This is a genomic window from Streptomyces sp. NBC_01481, assembly GCF_026339995.1.
Taxonomy (GTDB): domain Bacteria; phylum Actinomycetota; class Actinomycetes; order Streptomycetales; family Streptomycetaceae; genus Streptomyces.
On sequence record NZ_JAPEPT010000004.1, the window covers coordinates 534255 to 550761 of the forward strand.

A 16507-nucleotide genomic window follows, 5' to 3' on the forward strand; every position below is an offset into this window, starting at 1 on the left:
ACCGTGACACACGCCGCATCGTCCACCGGACGCCGACCTACAGCCGTTGACTCCGGGGTACCGCACCTGGGCCACGCCATCCAAGCGGAGTGGACGAAAATCCGATCGGTTCGCGCCCTATGGCTCCCGCTGGTCGCTGCCGTTGTTCTCGCCGTCTCATTCGTGACACTCTCCGTCGCAACCAAGAACCCCATGTACTCCACGGGTATCCAGAAGGCGCTGGATACCTCCAACAAGAGCTTTCTGCTCACCCAGCTTGCGGTGATGGCGACGGCGGCCTGCGCCATCACCAGAGAATACGGAGCCAACGGCATCCACACGTCGCTGCTGGCCGTGCCGCGGCGCGGGCGGTTCTTCACAGCCAAGCTCATTGTCGTGGTGACACTGGCAACCATCACCGGACTGTTGATGAGCGCGCCGTCGGTAGCGATCGTCTTCGGCTCGCTCGATATCCAGGGAAGCATCACCGACACGGCCGTTGTCCGGGCCGTGATCGGTGCGGCGCTCTATACCGGAGTGCTGGCGCTGCTCTCCCTCGCGATCGGTGCCATCGTGCGGAGCACCGCCACCAGTATCACGTTGTCGATTGGGCTCTTCTCCGTTCTACCCACGACCCTCGCGATGATCCAGTCCGACATGATCGGGAAGGCGGCGGAATTTTTGCCCACTAATGCCGGAATGAAGCTCCTAGGAGTGGAGTCCGGCGGCGCAGCCCTCGGCCCGTGGACCGGCTTCGCCGTGATGTGCGTCTGGGCCGCGGCTGCCACGATCACCGCTGGCTTCCTGCTGCACAAGAGAGACGCATGAATCCGGACGCGCGTCATTTTCGAGTGCGGTGCGAGGATGGGCCTATTCCCCAACGAGCTCCGCGTCAGGGACAGTTCAGCATGAGCGCCGCGCGACCCGGCTGGCTTCGGTCAAACCGATTCAGTGGAGCAGCAACGCTGGTCCAGCAACAGATATTGGCAGAACATCCAGATGCAGCCTAACGTCCCCACCATGGTCCACAGAATCGAACCTCCGTCAGAACCCCCGGTGACCCTCAGCAACCCAGCCGAACTGCTGACCGGCTACCTCGACTTCTACCGAGACGCCGTGCTGCGCAAGCTGGAGGGAATGTCCGACACGGAGCTACGACACAGCCGGCTGCCTTCCGGCTGGGCACCACTCGGCCTGCTCAAACACTTGGCCTACGTAGAGCTGCGCTGGCTGCGGTGGGGGTTTGCCGGCGAACACATCAAAGAGCCTTGGGGTGACGTCAAAGTCAGCCGCGAACCATGGCACATCGATTCGACCGAGACCTTCGACGACATCAGGACGTTTTTTCAGGAGCAGTGCGCGCGCTCTCGCAGCATCGTCGCTGGGGCACGGTTGGAGGACAACGCAGCCACGCTTGGTGGGCGCGTTCCGGCCGAAGAAGATTGCCCGACGCTGATCTGGATCCTCTTTCATCTCCTCCAGGAGTACGCCCGGCACGTCGGGCACCTGGACATCGCACGTGAACTCGCCGATGGCGTCATCGGCGAATAGCCGGGTGCGATCGCGGGCTCGGGCCACCGCGTGCCGCGCAGCCGCTTGCGCAGATCGTCAAGGTCCGCCTCGGGACAGGCAATTCGCCACGGTCTGACCGTGTCGGGCCCGGCGCCGCGTCCCGAATCGTGGCGGGAATGAGGCATGGTGCAGTCCTTTCATGGTGCGGGTTGTCGCAGACAGCGCCGAGCCAGATTCAGTCGTGGGAGCGGTGTCCGGGGCGGAGCAGGGCTTCGATGCCGGGGCGGGTGTCGCCCACGACTCGCTCGCAGTTGGCAGCCTCCGCGGCCGGGCTGAAGGTCTGGTCCTGAGTGGCCGCGCGGCGGGCGACCGCCGCCGCGGTATCGGCGGTCACGAGGTCCGCGTTGATCGCCGCCGCTGCCTGCACACCGGAGGCCGCGGCCACGGCGACACCGGCCATGAGGTCGGTGACATTGCCCGCCACCCACACTCCCGGGACGCCGGTGAAACCGCTCGCGTCCGATTCCACGTAACTGCCCACGCCCAGGGGGTGTTCCACGCCTGCCAGGCCAAGACCCGACAGCACGTCACCGCGCGCCTCGAAGCGCGGCGCCACCGCCAGGGCCCGCACGGGCACACGCGTACCCGAAGCCAGCCGCACTCCGGTGAGACGGTCGTCGTCGACATCGAGCCCGACCACCTCGCCGTCGACCACGGCGATACCGCGCGCGGCCAGCTGCTCCCGCTGTTCCTCGGCCGGGTTGCCCGCGGTGTGCAGGAACACGCTCACATCCGCCGACCACTGCCGGAACAACAACGCCTGGTGCACTGCCCCCGGACCGGTCGCCAGCACACCGATCGGCGTGTCGCGCACCTCCCAGCCATGGCAGTACGGGCAGTGCAGTACGTCACGGCCCCACAGCTCGCGCAGGCCGGGGACGTCGGGAAGCTCATCGACCAGCCCTGTGGTCACCAGCAGACGCCGCGCGCCGTAACTCCGGCCGCTCGCTGTGTCGACGACGAAGCGTTCGCCGGTACGACGGGCGCCGGTGACCAGATCCGGCACGATCTGCCCGCCGTATCCGGTGACCTCCTCCTGGCCGGCCCGCAACAGCTCGCCCGGCGCGAGGCCGTCCCGGGAGAGGAATCCGTGAACCCCGGAGGCGGGAGCGTTGCGCGGTTCCCCGGAGTCGACCACCAGCACCGAACGCCTGGCCCGGGCCAGAGTCAGCGCCGCCGACAGCCCGGCCACGCCGCCCCCGACCACCACAACATCCAGATCAGCGATGTCTCGCTTGTTCATCTCAGTCATGCCGACACCCTGCGTCCGACGCGATGGGCACGGCAATGTTCCTTGCCGTTTCAGCAAGGAGGAATCGGTATGAGGTGACGGGTCTCGGCCAGCGGGGGCGTAATGACGTCACATGGCGCCTCTGGGGGAACCGAAGGAACTGCCGGGCTTGTCTGGATCTACGAACGCTGGTCGTCGTCAGAGGAGAGAGTGATCTTGGAGAGCTTCACAACGCGCCCGAGCCGCCGCGCAATTCTGACCCTGGGTGCCGCGACGGCACTGGCTGTTGCTGTGTCCACGGACGCTCAGGCCTCGGCGGTGCCGCCCGGCGCGGGGGACGACATTTCCCGGGCCCTGGGCAACCTTGAACGGGAGCACTCCGCTCGGCTCGGTGTCTTCGCGCGCAACACGGTCACCGGCAGGAGCGTCCTGCACCGCGCGGACGAGCTCTTTCCGATCTGCTCGGTCTTCAAGACGATTGCCGCCGCTGCCGTCCTCAGAGACCTCGACCGGCACGGCGAATTCCTCGCCAAGTGCATCCGGTACACCGAGAAAGATGTCGCCGACTCCGGCTATGCCCCCATCACGGGCACGCCCGAGCACCTGGCAAACGGCATGACAGTGCGCGAACTGTGCGCGGCCGCCATCGAATACAGCGACAACACCGCGGCGAACCTCCTGCTCCACGAACTCGGTGGCCCGACGGCCGTCACCTGCTTCTGCCGCTCGATCGGGGACCGGACGACCCGGCTCGACCGGTGGGAGCCCAAGCTGAACTCGGCCGAACCATGGCGCGTGACAGACACCACGAGCCCGGGCGCCATCGGGCGGACCTACGCCCGGCTCGTACTCGGCAACGCACTCGCGCCCCGGGACCGGCAGCAGCTGACCGCATGGCTGCTCGCCAACACCACCAGCGGGTCTCGCTTCCGCGCAGGCCTCCCCAAGGACTGGACCCTCGCGGACAAGACGGGCACAGGCGACTACGGGACCACCAACGACGTCGGCGTCGCCTGGACGCCCGACGGGGCACCCATCGTGCTGGCCGTCCTCTCCACCAAGCACGACGCCCGCTCACCGGCGGACGAACCGCTCGTCGCCAAGACCGCGGAATTGCTGGCGGCAGCACTCGCATGACGGGGGCGGCGGGCGCCCGGCGCCCCACGTTGGAGCACCGGGCCCGAGATATCGTGCGGTCGTGACCGGTTCTGCCCAGAGCCCATTGCTCTTCCTCGACGTGGACGGACCACTCATTCCCTTCGGCGCGCCGGAGCGGTATCCGGACGGGTATCCGACCTATCACTCGGGTTCCGACCCACTGGGCGCCGACTCCCATCCACTTGTGGCCAGGATCAATCCCGAGCACGGACCCCGATTGACGGCGCTGCCGTGCGAACTGGTCTGGGCCACGACATGGATGGGCGACGCGAACGAGTGCATCGCCCCGCGGATCGGGCTGCCGCAGTTGCCGGCGGTGATCTGGCCGGAGCCGTCCGAGGCTGATGAGCGGGACGCGAGGAAAGGGCTGCACTGGAAAACCCGCGCCCTCGTCGACTGGGCCGCTGGGCGCTCATTCGTCTGGGTCGACGACGAGATCACTGACACGGATCGGCTCTGGGTGTCGACACACCATCGAGGACGGGCCCTGCTTCATTGTGTCGACCCTCGCCAGGGCCTCAGCGACGCGGACTTCGCCGCTCTCGACGAGTGGCTGCGAGGGACTCACGGGACGCCGACATCGCGTGGCGTGACGTAAGGCCGCCCGAGAGGCAGAGTGTTCGGCGCACGCCGAACACTCTCTCCGTGATGGCATCGGGGCCCACGGTGAGTGGGGGGAGGCAACCTCTGCGGCCCGCCGACCATCCTCCATACGCGACGAGTTGCACCGCTACGCAGCCCGCCCAGCACCTCAGCGCATGGAGAGAGATGACAACGGTCCATACATCGGTCGTCGTACCCTGCTTCAACGAGAGTGAGGTGATCGGCGCCTTTCACGCGGAACTTGTCGCCGCTCTCGAGCCCACCGGGACGGTCTTCGAGATCTGCTACGTCGACGACGGCAGCAGCGACCGGACCCGTATCCACCTCCTGGACCTTGCGGCCGCCGACCCCCGCGTGCGCTACACCTCCTTCAGCCGTAACTTCGGCAAGGAGGCAGCGATGCTCGCCGGGCTGAGGATGTCATGCGGCGAAGTGGTCGTCCTCATGGACGCCGATCTGCAGCATCCTCCGGAGCTCGTGCCGCGCATGCTGGAGCTGCACCGGCACGGCTTCGACCAGGTCATCGCCCAGCGCGACCGGGCCGGAGAAGGCCCTGTCCGCAGGACGCTCAGCCGGGCGTACTACGGTCTCGTGCGCCGGTTCATGGAGGTCGAAATCGTCGACGGGGCAGGCGACTTCCGGCTCCTGTCGCGCCGTGCCGTCGACGCCGTCCTCTCCCTGCCGGAGAGCAACCGGTTCTCCAAGGGGCTCTTCTCCTGGATCGGTTTCGACACTGTCAGCTTCACCTACGAGAATGTGCAGCGGGCGGCCGGGCAGTCCAAGTGGGGCGGCCGGCATCTGCTCAACTACGGCATCGACGGGCTGCTCTCCTTCAACAGCCGCCCTTTGCGCATGGCGATCCACACCGGACTCTGGCTGTTCCTGTCCGCCGTCGGCTACGCACTGTGGATCATCGCGAACGTCCTGCTCGACGGTGTGGACACCCCCGGTTACGCGACTCTGATCACCGCCATCGTCGCCCTCAGCGGCATCCAGCTCGCCACGCTCGGTGTCATCGGCGAGTACGTCGGCCGCATCTACCACGAGGCGAAGAGGCGGCCCCACTATGTGGTCCGGGAGACCGACACCTCCCACGCGGCCGCCTCCGCCCGCGAGCTCACGGACGCTGCGTCGCGTCAGTGACCTTGTCCAGGTGGTAGTAGTCGGCGACACATTGCGCCGGCCAGATCCTGCGGCCCTGGTTGCTGAACGGCTCCAGCATCTGGGCTACCGAAACCGGCGTGTACGGCGCGACCTTGGCGCCGTGTGCCGCCTGCTCGCGCAGATACCGGTCCTGGCGGTCCCACTTCTCGGCCCGTACCTGCATCGCGTCCCCGAGCCCGTTCAGCGGGCCGACCAGTCCCAGCACGGCCGCGGCGCACACCGCCGCGGCCGCAAAGGACGCCACGCCCGTACGGCGCACATGCTGCCGAAGTGAGCGCCCGATGAAGGCACCGGCGCCGACCAGCAGCATCACGTAGAGCAGGAGGTAGTCGTTCCATGTGCGTTCCGTCGTCACGACGTCTGCTCCGAAGACGGGGTACGTGATGACAGTGCACAGGTAGCCGGAGACCAGGAAGGCCGCAGCGCCGAGACTGGTGAGCAGCACAGGGCGGCAGGGGAGCAGGGCCGCGGGCCGCCGGGCGCGGCCGCGTGCCAGCAGGCCGAGGAGTACGCCGGCGGCGACTGCTCCGGTGTACTGCCAGGTGGTCAGGATCGTCTCGAGGATCTGTCCGAACCCGCGCAGGGAGCCCAGCAGCGATTCGGGGGCGAGCATGGACGCGCGGTCGGCGCCGTAGTGCTCGCGGCGGTTGCGTGAACCGGGAGACGTCATCAGCACGACGGTGCCGACGACGACGCCGGCCATCCCGAGCAGCGACCAGCGCCGTACGAACGCCCTGACCCGCACCGCGAAGACGTGGTGCGCGAACAGCACCACACAGGACAGCACCACCAGTGCGACCACGGACGCCTCCTCGGAGAGCGTGCCCATGAAGACGCCTGCCGTGAACACGACGGCCAGGGCGGACATACGGCTGCGGCGGCCACCTGCGCGCAGCAGCGGGAGGACGACAGCACAGGCGAGCACCGGTGCGACGGTGTGCGAGACGGAGGCCGCGGGCCAGTAGAACGTCTTGTAGGTATTGGGGGTCGCGAAGAGGAACACCGCGGTGATCATGGACGCAACGAGCAGTGGGAGACCGCGCGGCACCTCCAGGTCTGCCCTGCGCAGGAGTTGAGCGGCCAGCGCCCACAGCAGCGCCAGCATGAGCACGCCGCTGATCAGCCCGAACCACTGGTGCCCCGCGACCGGGAACCGGGCGTAGAGACCCACCAGCAGACCGTTGCCGACCCGTCCGTTGTCGGTGAAGTAGAACTTTCCGATCAGCCCGGATATGCCGTGGTCGCGCACGCTCGGAAGGAAGCACCACTCGTCCGCACTCGGGCGCACGTGCCGGCCGATCCACGACGCCATGACGAGCAGACCGAGCGGCAGCAGTGACAGAGCCAGGGGCCAGGCGGTCCGCCATGACGACGAGGTGCCTCGGCCGCCGATACCTCGCTCATCACGCGACTCGTGGTCCCGCTCTTGTGTGACGCTCGATGCGTCGACGGCCATATCAACATTGCCTTTCGGGAAACGACTGGTGCGAATCCCTAGAGGCGATTCCGGGATGTGGCGTTCCACTGCCAGGGGCAACCCAGTTGCTCCGTCCGAAGGCTGCTGACAGGGTCTTGGCCATGCCTACCTTCTCCGCCCCTGACGGAACCGAGCTTGCCTACCACGTGTCCGGACGCGGCGCTCCTGTGGTCTGCCTGCCCGGGGGGCCGATGCAGGCCTCCGCGTACCTCCGCGACCTCGGCGGCCTTTCCGCGCACCGGCAGTTGATCATGCTGGATCTCCGGGGCACCGGCCAGTCCGCGACACCCGAGGACGCCGCCTCCTACCGCTGCGACCACCATGTCGATGACGTGGACGCTCTGCGCGAGCACCTCGGCCTGGAGAACATGGACTTGCTCGCGCATTCCGGCGGCGCGAATCTGGCCGCGCTGTATGTGGAACGCCACCCGGAACGCGTCAGCAAGCTCGCGTTGATCACGCCGGGTCCCATGGCCGTCGGGGTCGCGGTTTCAGGAGACGTCCGGCGCGAGACTGCGCAGCTCCACAAGGACGAGCCGTGGTTCCCCGCGGCGTTCGCGGCCTTGGAGGCGATCGTTGCCGGCAAGGCGACGGACGACTCCTGGCAGGCCATCGCGCCCTTCGCCTACGGCCGCTGGGACGAGGAGGCACAAGCCCATCAGGCTGCTGAGGCCGGGCAGAAGAACATGGAGGCGGCGGCCGCCTTCGGCGCCGAAGGCGCTTATGACCCGGAAGCCACCCGGGCTGCGCTCGCACTGTTCGAGGCGCCGGTGCTGCTGCTCGCCGGAGAGGGCGATCTGAATTCTCCGCCTCCCGCCATGGCCGAGTTCGCCGGGCTGTTCCCGAACGCCGAGCTCGTCATTCAGCCCGGAGCCGGACACTTCCCGTGGCTCCACGATCCCGACCGGTTCGTGGCCACCACCGCGGCGTTCCTGGGATAGGCGGCCGCGACTGCGCGTCAACCACTCGATCGCGACCCACCGGGCACTCCCTAGTCGGCTTCCCCAGAGATGTTCTCCGGGAAGTGGCAGGCCACCAAGTGTCCCGACTTCAGCTCTCGCAGCGGCGGTTCCTGTATCCGGCAGATGTCCTGCGCCTTCCAGCAGCGGGTGTGGAAACGACACGCGGGCGGTGGGTTCACGGGCGAGGGCACGTCGCCGGTGAGGAGGATCCGTTCGCGTTTGGTGCGGCGCTCGGGGTTCGGGACGGGGACCGCGGACATCAGTGCCACCGTGTAGGGGTGCATGGGCCCGCTGTACAGCGACTCCTTGCCGCCGATCTCCACCACCTTTCCCAGGTACATCACCGCCACCCGGGTGGAGACGTGCCGGATGACCGACAGGTCGTGCGCGATGATCACGTAGGTGAGGCCCAGCTCCTCCTGGAGATCGTCCAGCAAGTTGACCACCTGGGCCTGGATGGACACGTCCAGCGCCGAGACCGGCTCGTCGGCCACGATCATCTTCGGCCGCAGTGCCAGCGCCCTGGCCACGCCGATGCGCTGCCGCTGGCCGCCGGAGAACTCGTGCGGGTAGCGGTTGTAGTGCTCGGGGCTGAGCCCGCACAGTTCCAGCAGGTCCTGGACGGCGCTTTTCACTCCGTGCTCCGTCTCCACCTTCTGCAGCCGGAAGGGGGCGCCGACGATCGTGCCGACCGTGTGCCGGGGGTTGAGGGAGGAGTACGGGTCCTGGAAGATCATCTGGATGTCTTTGCGCAGGGGCCGCATCGCGCCCGGCGACAGGTGCGTGATGTCGTGCCCCTCGAACTCGATCTTCCCTGCGGTGGGCTCGAGGAGCCGGATGATCAGCCGCCCGGTCGTGGTCTTGCCGCAGCCCGACTCACCGACCACGCCCAGCGTCTCCCCGGGCAGCACGCTGAAGTCGATGCCGTCCACCGCCCGCACCGCGCCGACCTGACGGCGCAGCAGGCCCTGGGTGATGGGGAAGTGCTTCACCAGCCCCTGGACGTTCAGCAGGGGCTCGTGATCGGTGGTCTGCGGGGAGCCCATGAGTCCTCCACCTCCTTCGTCCGGCCTCACAGCCGGGGCGCCACTTCCTTGACGAAGATCCGGCGCCGTTCCTCCGGCAGCAGATGGCAGGCCACGAGATGGCCGGTGCCCGACGCGTCGGTGAGCTCGGGGACCTCCGTGAGGGACTTGTCACCGTTGCGGTCGGCAAAGGGGCAGCGCGGGTGGAACGCGCATCCGCGCGGCAGTCTGATCAGGCTCGGCGGGTTCCCGGCGATCGGGATCAGCCGCGCCTGCATTTCGCGGTCCATGCGCGGCATCGAGCCCAGCAGGCCCCAGGTGTACGGATGCTCGGGCGCCGTGAACAGCTGCTTGGCCTGCCCCTTCTCCACGCACTTGCCGGCGTACATCACCAGGATGTCGTCGGCCAACTCGGCCACCACCCCCAGGTCGTGGGTGATGATGATCACCGCGGAGCCGAACTCCTGCTGCAGCTCGCGGATGAGGTCCAGGATCTGCGCCTGGACGGTGACGTCGAGCGCGGTCGTCGGCTCGTCCGCGATCAGCAGCGAGGGGTCGTTGACCAGAGCCATGGCGATCATGGCGCGTTGGCGCATACCGCCGGAAAACTGGTGCGGATAGTCGTCGACGCGGGTGGCGGGCTGCGGGATCCCCACCCGTTCGAGCATCTCCACCGCCCGTAGGCGGGCCTCCTTGCGGCTCGCTTTCGGGTGGTGCACCCGGTAGGCCTCGGTGATCTGGGCGCCGATTGTGTAGAAGGGGTGCATCGCGGTCAGCGGGTCCTGGAAGATCATCGCCATCTTGCGGCCCCGCAGGTGCTGCACGCGTTCGGGAGGGGCGGAGATGAGTTCTTCGTCGTCCAGCCAGATCTCGCCGGAGATCTTGGCCTTGAGCGTGCGGTGCAGGCCCATGATGCCCAGTGAGGTCACCGATTTGCCGGAGCCGGACTCGCCCACGATCCCCAGCGTCCGGCCGCGCTCGAGCTCGAAGGAGATGCCGTCCACGGCCCTGACCAGGCCGTCGTCGGTGTCGAAGTGGATGCGCAGGTCGCGTATTTGGAGAAAGCCGGTACCGGGCGGGGCGCCGCGGCCCGCCTCCACACCGCCGATGGGCGCCTCCGTCGGCGTGTGTTCGTGAGGTTTGCGGCTCATGAGTACCTCACCCGGGGGTCGACGGCGACGTAGAGCACATCCACCACGAGGTTGGCCACGACGATGAAGAAGGCGGCCAGCGTGGTCACGGCCATGATCTTCGGCAGGTCGTTGTCGGTGATCGCCTGCACCGCGTACTGCCCGACGCCGGGCAGGGAGAAGGCGGTCTCGGTGAGTACGGCGCCGCCGAGCAGCAGACCCATGTCGAGGCCGAAGATCGTGATGATCGGGGTGAGCGCGGAGCGCAGACCGTGCTTGACGACCACCGTCCGTTCGCTCAGGCCCTTGGCCCGTGCGGTGCGGATGTAGTCCTCGCTCATCGTCTCCAGCATGCCTGCCCGGGTGAGCCGGGCGTACAGCGCCGAGTACAAGAAGGCGAGGGTGACCCAGGGCAACACCAGATTCTTCGCCCACATCAGCGGGTCCGAGGTGAAGGGCACGTACTGCAGGTTCGGGAAGATCGGCCACTTGTAGCTGAACAGTGCGAGCGAAACCAGCGCGGTGAAGAAGATCGGCAGCGAGACGCCTGCGAGCGCGATGCCCATGGAGAGCCGGTCGAAGATCGAGCCGCGCTTGAGCGCCGACAGCACGCCGATCGACACACCGCTGACCAGCCAGATGATCGCCGCCCCCACGGCCAGCGACAGCGTCACGGGGATGCGTTCGGTGATCTGCGGCCAGACCGGCAGGTGGCTCTTGAACGAGTAACCGAAGCAGGGCACCGGGCAGTAGGAGGCGTCCGGCCCGTAGTGGAACGTGCGGCCGGCGAAGATCCCGCGCACGAACTGCCAGTACTGCGTGTACAGCGGCTGGTCGAAGCCCAGGTTCTTCTGGACGGCGGCCAGCGCCTCGGGACTGGGGTCGCGTCCGACGTACTGAGCCGCCAGCTGGGTGCTGGTCTCGCCGGCCAGCCGGGGCACCAGGAAGAAGATCGCGAAGGTGATGGCCGTTACGACGAACAGCAGGATCACCGCCGCCGCTAGGCGCCGGATGATGTACGCACCCACGGTCGGGCGGCGCGGCCCCTGCCGGCCGGACCTCGGCCCGGTCGGCAGGCGCCTCGCCCTTCACCTCCTCAGCTCCTGAAGTTCCGGAACGGTCCGGGCGTCCGCCACGGGCTACTTGACGCCGACGTTCAGGTAGTCGTACATGCCGTAGGCCGGGGTGACGAACACATTGGTCGCGCTGGCCGGGCGGTAGAGCGGGCCCTTGCGGTACAGCAGAGGCACCAGGGGCGCCTGCTGCATCGCTGCCTTGTCGATGTCACCCCACGCCTTGATGCGGGCCGAGTTGTCGGTGTTGCCGATGGCAGCGTCGAGCATCTTGTTGATGGCGGGATCGTTCAGTTCGGACAGGTTGCTGTTGCCGGACGCCTTGATGGCCGTGCCGTCGATGATCTGCTGGAGGAAGCCGTAACCGGTCGGCCAGTCGGCGGCCCACGCCATCATCATCAGGCCGAGACCGTGCGAGTGGACGAACGCGGGAGCGCCGGCGTTGTCGGTGAAGTACTTGCCCGACGGGTACTGCTGGATGCCGACGTTGACCCCGATCTTCTTGAGCGATGCCTGGACGGCCTGGGCGATCGCGACTTCGTTGGGCCGGTCGGCCCGGGCGGAGAGGTTGGTGGAGAAGCCGTTCGGGTGACCGCACTGGCTGAGCTCATTCTTGGCCGCGGCGAGTCCCTCCGGCGAGTTCGCTCCCTTGTAGCCAGGGGTCTTGTACAGGTCGTACGTGACATGACCGGAGACCGTGGGCGGCAGGATCGTCGTGGCGATGTCACCGCGGATGTCGCCGCCGGTCGCCGTCTGCGCGGAGACCTTGTCGATGGCGTACTCCATCGCCTTACGGCAGTGAACATTGTCGAACGGCTTCACGGCGGTGGATATCGCCACATAGGCCAGGGCGCCATTCTGCGCGTCGTCGACGTGGCCCTTCTGGGTCGGGTTGGTGAGGACGGTGGCCTGGGTCTGCGCCGCCATGCCTGCGCCCGCGATGTCCAGCGTCGCGTTACCGGCGATCAGGTTCTGGTCGATCGTGGTCTGGGCGATGTTGAACTGGACGGTGATCTTGTCCGGGAGCTGCTTGCGGATCGGGTCGGAGGCCGCGCTCCACTGCGGGTTCTTCACCAGCGTTGCGCCCTTGCCGTCCTGGTAGCTCTGGAACATGTACGAGCCGGACGAGATCACATTCTTCACGTAGTCCGAGCCGGTGTCCTTGGCCCGCGGGACCGGAGCCGTCTGCGGACTGCTTACCAGGTAGTCGAAGTCCGCGAACGGCTGGCTGAGGCGGAAGACGATGGTGGTGTCGTCAGGCGTCTCGATGGACTTCAGGTCGCCGGTCCTGTCCTTGTACGGCCCTTGGTACTCGGGGGTGTTGTTCACCAGATACGCGTTGAAGTACGTGGGCCCGTTGGACATGACCTCGGGCGCGTAGTTGCTGCGCTCGATGGCGTACTTGACGTCCTTGGTCGTGATCGGAGTGCCGTCGGAGAACTTCAGGCCCGGACGGATGTGGTACGTCCAGGTCTTGCCGTTGTCACTGGGCGTGCCGAGCTCCGCCGCGAGGTCCGGCACGAGCTTCAGACCGGCGTTGCCGGGTGCCGGCTGGAAGGTGGTCAGCGCCCTCGCGTAGATCCGGGAGAAGTCCCACATGAAGGCGTAGTAGGTGTTGCCGGGGTCCATCGAGTCCGGTGTGCTCGACAGCTGGTACGCCACCGTCCCGCCCTCGTGGTCGGAGGGATTGACCACGCCGGTGATGCCGGCGTTGTAGGCGGGGGCTTTCTCCGACGATCCGCCACCGCCATTGCCTCCGCCGCACCCTGACACAACCAGCGCCGCGACTGCGGCCCCCGCAAGAACGACTGTGGACTTTGATGTCCTCATGACGAGCTCCCCTCGCCTGAGACGGGAATCGGTACGCGCATCACTTGCTCCTCGGGTCCAGGGCGTCCCGGAGTCCGTCGCCGAGCAGGTTGAATGCCAGGACAGTGATGAAGATCGCCAGACCCGGGACCAGCATGAACCACGGATCCGCCTGGTAGAGGCTGATGGCCTGGTTGAGCATGCCGCCCCAGGACGCCTGCGGCGGCTGGATGCCGACGCCGAGGAAGCTCAGACCGGCCTCGAAGAGGATGTTCGTCGGGATCAGCAGCGTCGAGTAGACGATGATCGGTGCGACGAGATTCGGCAGCAGTTGCTTGAACAGGATGTGCGGCCCCCGGGCGCCGAGGGTGCGTGCAGCGTCGACGAACTCGCGCTCGCGCAGCGAAAGCGTCTGGCCGCGAATGATGCGGCCCATGTAGGGCCAACTGAAGAAACCGATCACGAAGATCAGCACGCTGATATGGAGCGTCAGCCCGTGCAGTCCGAAGGCGCCGCCCTGCAGCGACGCGGACAGCGCGATCGCGAAGAGCAGCAGCGGGAAGGCCAGGAAGACGTCCATGAGGCGGCTGATCACGGTGTCGACCCAGCCCCCGTAATAGCCGGCGGCCACGCCCAGCACCGTGCCGAGGGTCACCGACAGCACGGTCGCGCCGAACGCGACCGCCAGCGACACCCATGCGCCTTCGATGATCCGCGCGAGGAGGTCGCGGCCGAACTGCGGCTCGACGCCGAGGGGATGGTCCCAGCTGATCCCGCCCCAGGCTCCCTTCGGCCTGAGCAACACCGGGTCGATCAGATTCTGGTGGAAGGCGTTCGGATCAAGCTTGAAGACGGATTCGATGACCTTGGCGAAGACTGCCAGCACCATCAGGCAGAGAACGACGATGCCGCCCGCGACCGCGACCTTGTCGCGCTTGAACCGCATCCATGCGATCTGCCCGAGCGACCGGCCCTCGATCGCCTCGCCCATCCCGGACAGCACGGACTCCGGCTGCGCCTCGGCGGCTGAGCCGGTGACCTCGATGGGGGCCGTCATGGCCGTGCACCCCCTGTCCGGTGGTGACCGGTTCCAGGTGCAGCCGTGACGGACGATGGCCCGGTGGGCGGTGATCATCCATCCAGCACCGGTCCGAAGGGTCGCCAGACCAGGGCGGATCAGAACGCCTCATTATAGGTCGAATTAGACAATAGAGATGTAAATAAAAGGGGAGAAGATTAACCAGCGGCGCGCCCAACGGCACGAGGGGGTCGGAGCGGCAGGGTGGCCTATATGCCCTGAACGAGGACATCTTGACAGGCGCACGATGACGTCTTAAGCAGGATCTGAGGAGGTTTGCTCCATATCGGCAGGTGAGAGCACCTGTGACCTGCACGGACGGCTGGGTGAGGAGAAGGCCATGGCGCGCGCGGTAGGTATCGACCTGGGAACGACGAACTCGGTGGTCTGCGTTCTGGAGGGCGGTGAGCCCACCGTCATCACCAACACCGAGGGCGCCCGCACGACCCCGTCGGTGGTCGGGTTCGCGAAGAGCGGCGACGTACTGGTGGGTGAGGTCGCCAAGCGGCAGGCGGTCACCAACATCGAGCGCACCGCACGGTCGGTCAAACGACACATGGGCGACGCGGACTGGCGTTTTCCCGACCGTGGCGACATCGACGGCAAGCGCTACACGGCGCAGGAGATCTCCGCCCGGGTACTCCAGAAACTCAAGCGCGATGCCGAGGCGTACTTGGGCGAGGACGTGACGGACGCCGTCATCACTGTCCCGGCGTACTTCAACGACTCCCAGCGCACCGCCACCAAGGAGGCCGGAGAGATCGCGGGCCTGAAGGTGCTGCGCATCATCAATGAGCCGACTGCGGCCGCGCTGGCCTATGGCCTGGACAAGGAGAACGACCAGACCATTTTGGTTTTCGACCTCGGCGGCGGCACCTTCGACGTGTCGCTGCTGGAGATCGGCGAAGGGGTCGTCGAGGTGAAGGCCACCAATGGCGATACGCACCTGGGCGGTGACGACTGGGATCAGCGCATCGTGGATTATCTGGCCAAGCAGTTCAAGAACGCGTACGGCATCGACCTGTCCAAGGACAAGATGGCCACGCAACGGCTGCGTGAGGCCGCCGAGAAGGCGAAGATCGAGCTGTCGGCGGCGACCGAGACGAACATCAACCTGCCGTATCTGAGCGCGTCGGCCGAGGGGCCGCTGCACCTGGACGAGAAGCTCACACGCTCTCAGTTCCAGCAGCTCACCGAGGATCTGCTCGAGCGCTGCAAGACCCCGTTCCACAGCGCGGTGAAGGATGCGGGGATCAAGGTAAGCGACATCGACCATGTGATTCTGGTCGGCGGCTCGACCCGGATGCCCGCCGTGACCGAGCTCGTCAAGGAGCTCACCGGCGGCCAGGACGCCAACAAGGGTGTGAACCCCGACGAGGTCGTCGCCATCGGCGCTTCGCTGCAGGCGGGTGTGCTCAAGGGTGAGGTCAAGGACGTCCTGCTCCTCGACGTGACCCCGCTGTCCCTGGGTATCGAGACCAAGGGCGGCATCATGACCAAGCTGATCGAGCGCAACACCACGATCCCGACCAGGCGCTCGGAGATCTTCACGACGGCCGAGGACAACCAGCCGTCCGTGCAGATCCTGGTCTACCAGGGCGAGCGCGAGATCGCGGCGTACAACAAGAAGCTCGGGATGTTCGAGCTGACCGGTCTGCCGCCGGCCCCGCGCGGGGTCCCGCAGATCGAGGTCGCCTTCGACATCGACGCCAACGGCATCATGCACGTGACCGCGAAGGACCTGGGCACGGGCAAGGAGCAGAAGATGACCGTCACCGGCGGCTCCTCGCTGCCGAAGGACGACATCGACCGGATGGTCCGCGAAGCGGAGCGGCACGCGGAGGAGGACCACCGCCGCCGCGAGGCCGCCGAGTCCCGCAACCAGGGCGAGCAGCTCGTCTACCAGACCGAGAAGTTCCTCAAGGACAACGAGGACAAGGTCCCCGGTGACGTCAGGACCGAGGTCGAGACCGCGCTCACCGAGCTGAAGGAGAAGCTCAAGGGCGAGGACACGGCCGAGATCCGCACGGCAACCGAGAAGGTCGCCGCGGTCAGCCAGAAGCTCGGCCAGGCGATGTACGCCAGGGCGCAGGCCGAAGGCGCCCCCGCCTCCGGCACCCCCGCCGGCGAGCAGGCCAAGGCCCAGGAGCAGAACAAGGCTGAGGACGAGGTCGTCGACGCCGAGATCGTCGACGACGACAAGCAGGAGGGGAGCGCGGGATGAACCGCCCGGATGACGTTCATGG

General features: G+C 67.1%; 14 protein-coding genes. 7 read left to right on the top strand and 7 right to left on the bottom strand.

Features of this window, described 5'->3' with window-relative positions; translation table 11 throughout:
* Positions 1-3 precede the first annotated feature (3 nt).
* Together OOK40_RS24135 and OOK40_RS24140 are read left to right on the top strand one after the other, a co-directional pair.
* Positions 4-807 (top strand): ABC transporter permease, encoded by an 804-nt coding sequence (locus OOK40_RS24135; RefSeq protein ID WP_266486586.1) that lies wholly within the window; start codon positions 4-6, stop codon positions 805-807.
* A gap of 192 nt (positions 808-999) precedes the next feature.
* Positions 1000-1530 (top strand): DinB family protein, encoded by a 531-nt coding sequence (locus tag OOK40_RS24140; RefSeq protein ID WP_266485642.1) that lies wholly within the window; start codon positions 1000-1002, stop codon positions 1528-1530.
* 196 nt (positions 1531-1726) lie between these two features.
* Here OOK40_RS24140 and OOK40_RS24145 read toward each other — a convergent pair whose 3' ends face one another.
* A complete protein-coding gene (locus OOK40_RS24145; protein WP_266485644.1) occupies positions 1727-2803 on the bottom strand; it encodes an NAD(P)/FAD-dependent oxidoreductase in 1077 nt (358 codons plus the stop codon).
* Positions 2804-2998: 195 nt separating this feature from the next.
* Here OOK40_RS24145 and bla point away from each other — a divergent pair, with 195 nt between their 5' ends.
* The 3 genes from bla to OOK40_RS24160 all read left to right on the top strand — a co-directional run bounded on the left by bla (position 2999) and on the right by OOK40_RS24160 (position 5686).
* Positions 2999-3919: a class A beta-lactamase gene (bla, locus tag OOK40_RS24150; RefSeq protein ID WP_266485646.1), complete on the top strand. Its 921-nt coding sequence runs from the start codon at positions 2999-3001 to the stop codon at positions 3917-3919.
* 61 nt (positions 3920-3980) lie between these two features.
* Positions 3981-4538, top strand: coding sequence for an HAD domain-containing protein (locus OOK40_RS24155; RefSeq protein ID WP_266485648.1), 558 nt, complete (start codon positions 3981-3983; stop codon positions 4536-4538).
* Positions 4539-4708: 170 nt separating this feature from the next.
* Positions 4709-5686, top strand: coding sequence for a glycosyltransferase family 2 protein (locus OOK40_RS24160; RefSeq protein ID WP_266485651.1), 978 nt, complete (start codon positions 4709-4711; stop codon positions 5684-5686).
* Here OOK40_RS24160 and OOK40_RS24165 read toward each other — a convergent pair.
* The gene (locus OOK40_RS24165) at positions 5661-7163 is read right to left on the bottom strand and encodes a DUF6056 family protein (RefSeq protein WP_266485654.1); all 1503 of its coding nucleotides are present in this window, start codon (positions 7161-7163) and stop codon (positions 5661-5663) included. The genes OOK40_RS24160 and OOK40_RS24165 overlap by 26 nt on opposite strands.
* A gap of 122 nt (positions 7164-7285) precedes the next feature.
* On the opposite strand from OOK40_RS24165, the gene OOK40_RS24170 reads away from it, so the two are divergent.
* Positions 7286-8125, top strand: coding sequence for an alpha/beta fold hydrolase (locus tag OOK40_RS24170; protein ID WP_266485656.1), 840 nt, complete (start codon positions 7286-7288; stop codon positions 8123-8125).
* Between the two features lie 50 nt (positions 8126-8175).
* Here OOK40_RS24170 and OOK40_RS24175 read toward each other — a convergent pair whose 3' ends face one another.
* From OOK40_RS24175 to OOK40_RS24195, 5 genes are all read right to left on the bottom strand, one after another.
* Positions 8176-9192, bottom strand: a complete 1017-nt coding sequence (locus OOK40_RS24175; protein ID WP_266485660.1) for an ABC transporter ATP-binding protein — start codon at positions 9190-9192, stop codon at positions 8176-8178.
* Positions 9193-9218: 26 nt separating this feature from the next.
* Entirely contained in the window at positions 9219-10322 is a 1104-nt protein-coding gene (locus tag OOK40_RS24180) for an ABC transporter ATP-binding protein (RefSeq protein WP_266485662.1), read from the bottom strand.
* Entirely contained in the window at positions 10319-11329 is a 1011-nt protein-coding gene (locus OOK40_RS24185) for an ABC transporter permease (protein ID WP_266485665.1), read from the bottom strand. The genes OOK40_RS24180 and OOK40_RS24185 overlap by 4 nt, the downstream gene beginning before the upstream one ends.
* Positions 11330-11440: 111 nt before the next feature.
* Positions 11441-13204: an ABC transporter substrate-binding protein gene (locus tag OOK40_RS24190; RefSeq protein ID WP_266485667.1), complete on the bottom strand. Its 1764-nt coding sequence runs from the start codon at positions 13202-13204 to the stop codon at positions 11441-11443.
* Between the two features lie 40 nt (positions 13205-13244).
* A complete protein-coding gene (locus OOK40_RS24195; RefSeq protein ID WP_266485669.1) occupies positions 13245-14240 on the bottom strand; it encodes an ABC transporter permease in 996 nt (331 codons plus the stop codon).
* 361 nt (positions 14241-14601) lie between these two features.
* On the opposite strand from OOK40_RS24195, the gene dnaK reads away from it, so the two are divergent.
* On the top strand, positions 14602-16485 hold the full coding sequence (dnaK, locus tag OOK40_RS24200; protein ID WP_266485673.1) for a molecular chaperone DnaK: 1884 nt from the start codon (positions 14602-14604) through the stop codon (positions 16483-16485).
* The last annotated feature ends 22 nt before the right edge of the window (positions 16486-16507 follow it).

What these genes read in the sequence shown, in the direction of transcription:
- OOK40_RS24140 (WP_266485642.1), top strand. Translation starts at nt 1,000, where the DNA reads ATGGTCCACAGAATCGAACCTCCGTCAGAACCCCCGGTGACCCTCAGC.
- OOK40_RS24145 (WP_266485644.1), bottom strand. Translation starts at nt 2,803, where the DNA reads ATGACTGAGATGAACAAGCGAGACATCGCTGATCTGGATGTTGTGGTG.
- OOK40_RS24160 (WP_266485651.1), top strand. Translation starts at nt 4,709, where the DNA reads ATGACAACGGTCCATACATCGGTCGTCGTACCCTGCTTCAACGAGAGT.
- OOK40_RS24165 (WP_266485654.1), bottom strand. Translation starts at nt 7,163, where the DNA reads ATGGCCGTCGACGCATCGAGCGTCACACAAGAGCGGGACCACGAGTCG.
- OOK40_RS24170 (WP_266485656.1), top strand. Translation starts at nt 7,286, where the DNA reads ATGCCTACCTTCTCCGCCCCTGACGGAACCGAGCTTGCCTACCACGTG.
- OOK40_RS24175 (WP_266485660.1), bottom strand. Translation starts at nt 9,192, where the DNA reads ATGGGCTCCCCGCAGACCACCGATCACGAGCCCCTGCTGAACGTCCAG.
- OOK40_RS24180 (WP_266485662.1), bottom strand. Translation starts at nt 10,322, where the DNA reads ATGAGCCGCAAACCTCACGAACACACGCCGACGGAGGCGCCCATCGGC.
- OOK40_RS24190 (WP_266485667.1), bottom strand. Translation starts at nt 13,204, where the DNA reads ATGAGGACATCAAAGTCCACAGTCGTTCTTGCGGGGGCCGCAGTCGCG.
- OOK40_RS24195 (WP_266485669.1), bottom strand. Translation starts at nt 14,240, where the DNA reads ATGACGGCCCCCATCGAGGTCACCGGCTCAGCCGCCGAGGCGCAGCCG.
- dnaK (WP_266485673.1), top strand. Translation starts at nt 14,602, where the DNA reads ATGGCGCGCGCGGTAGGTATCGACCTGGGAACGACGAACTCGGTGGTC.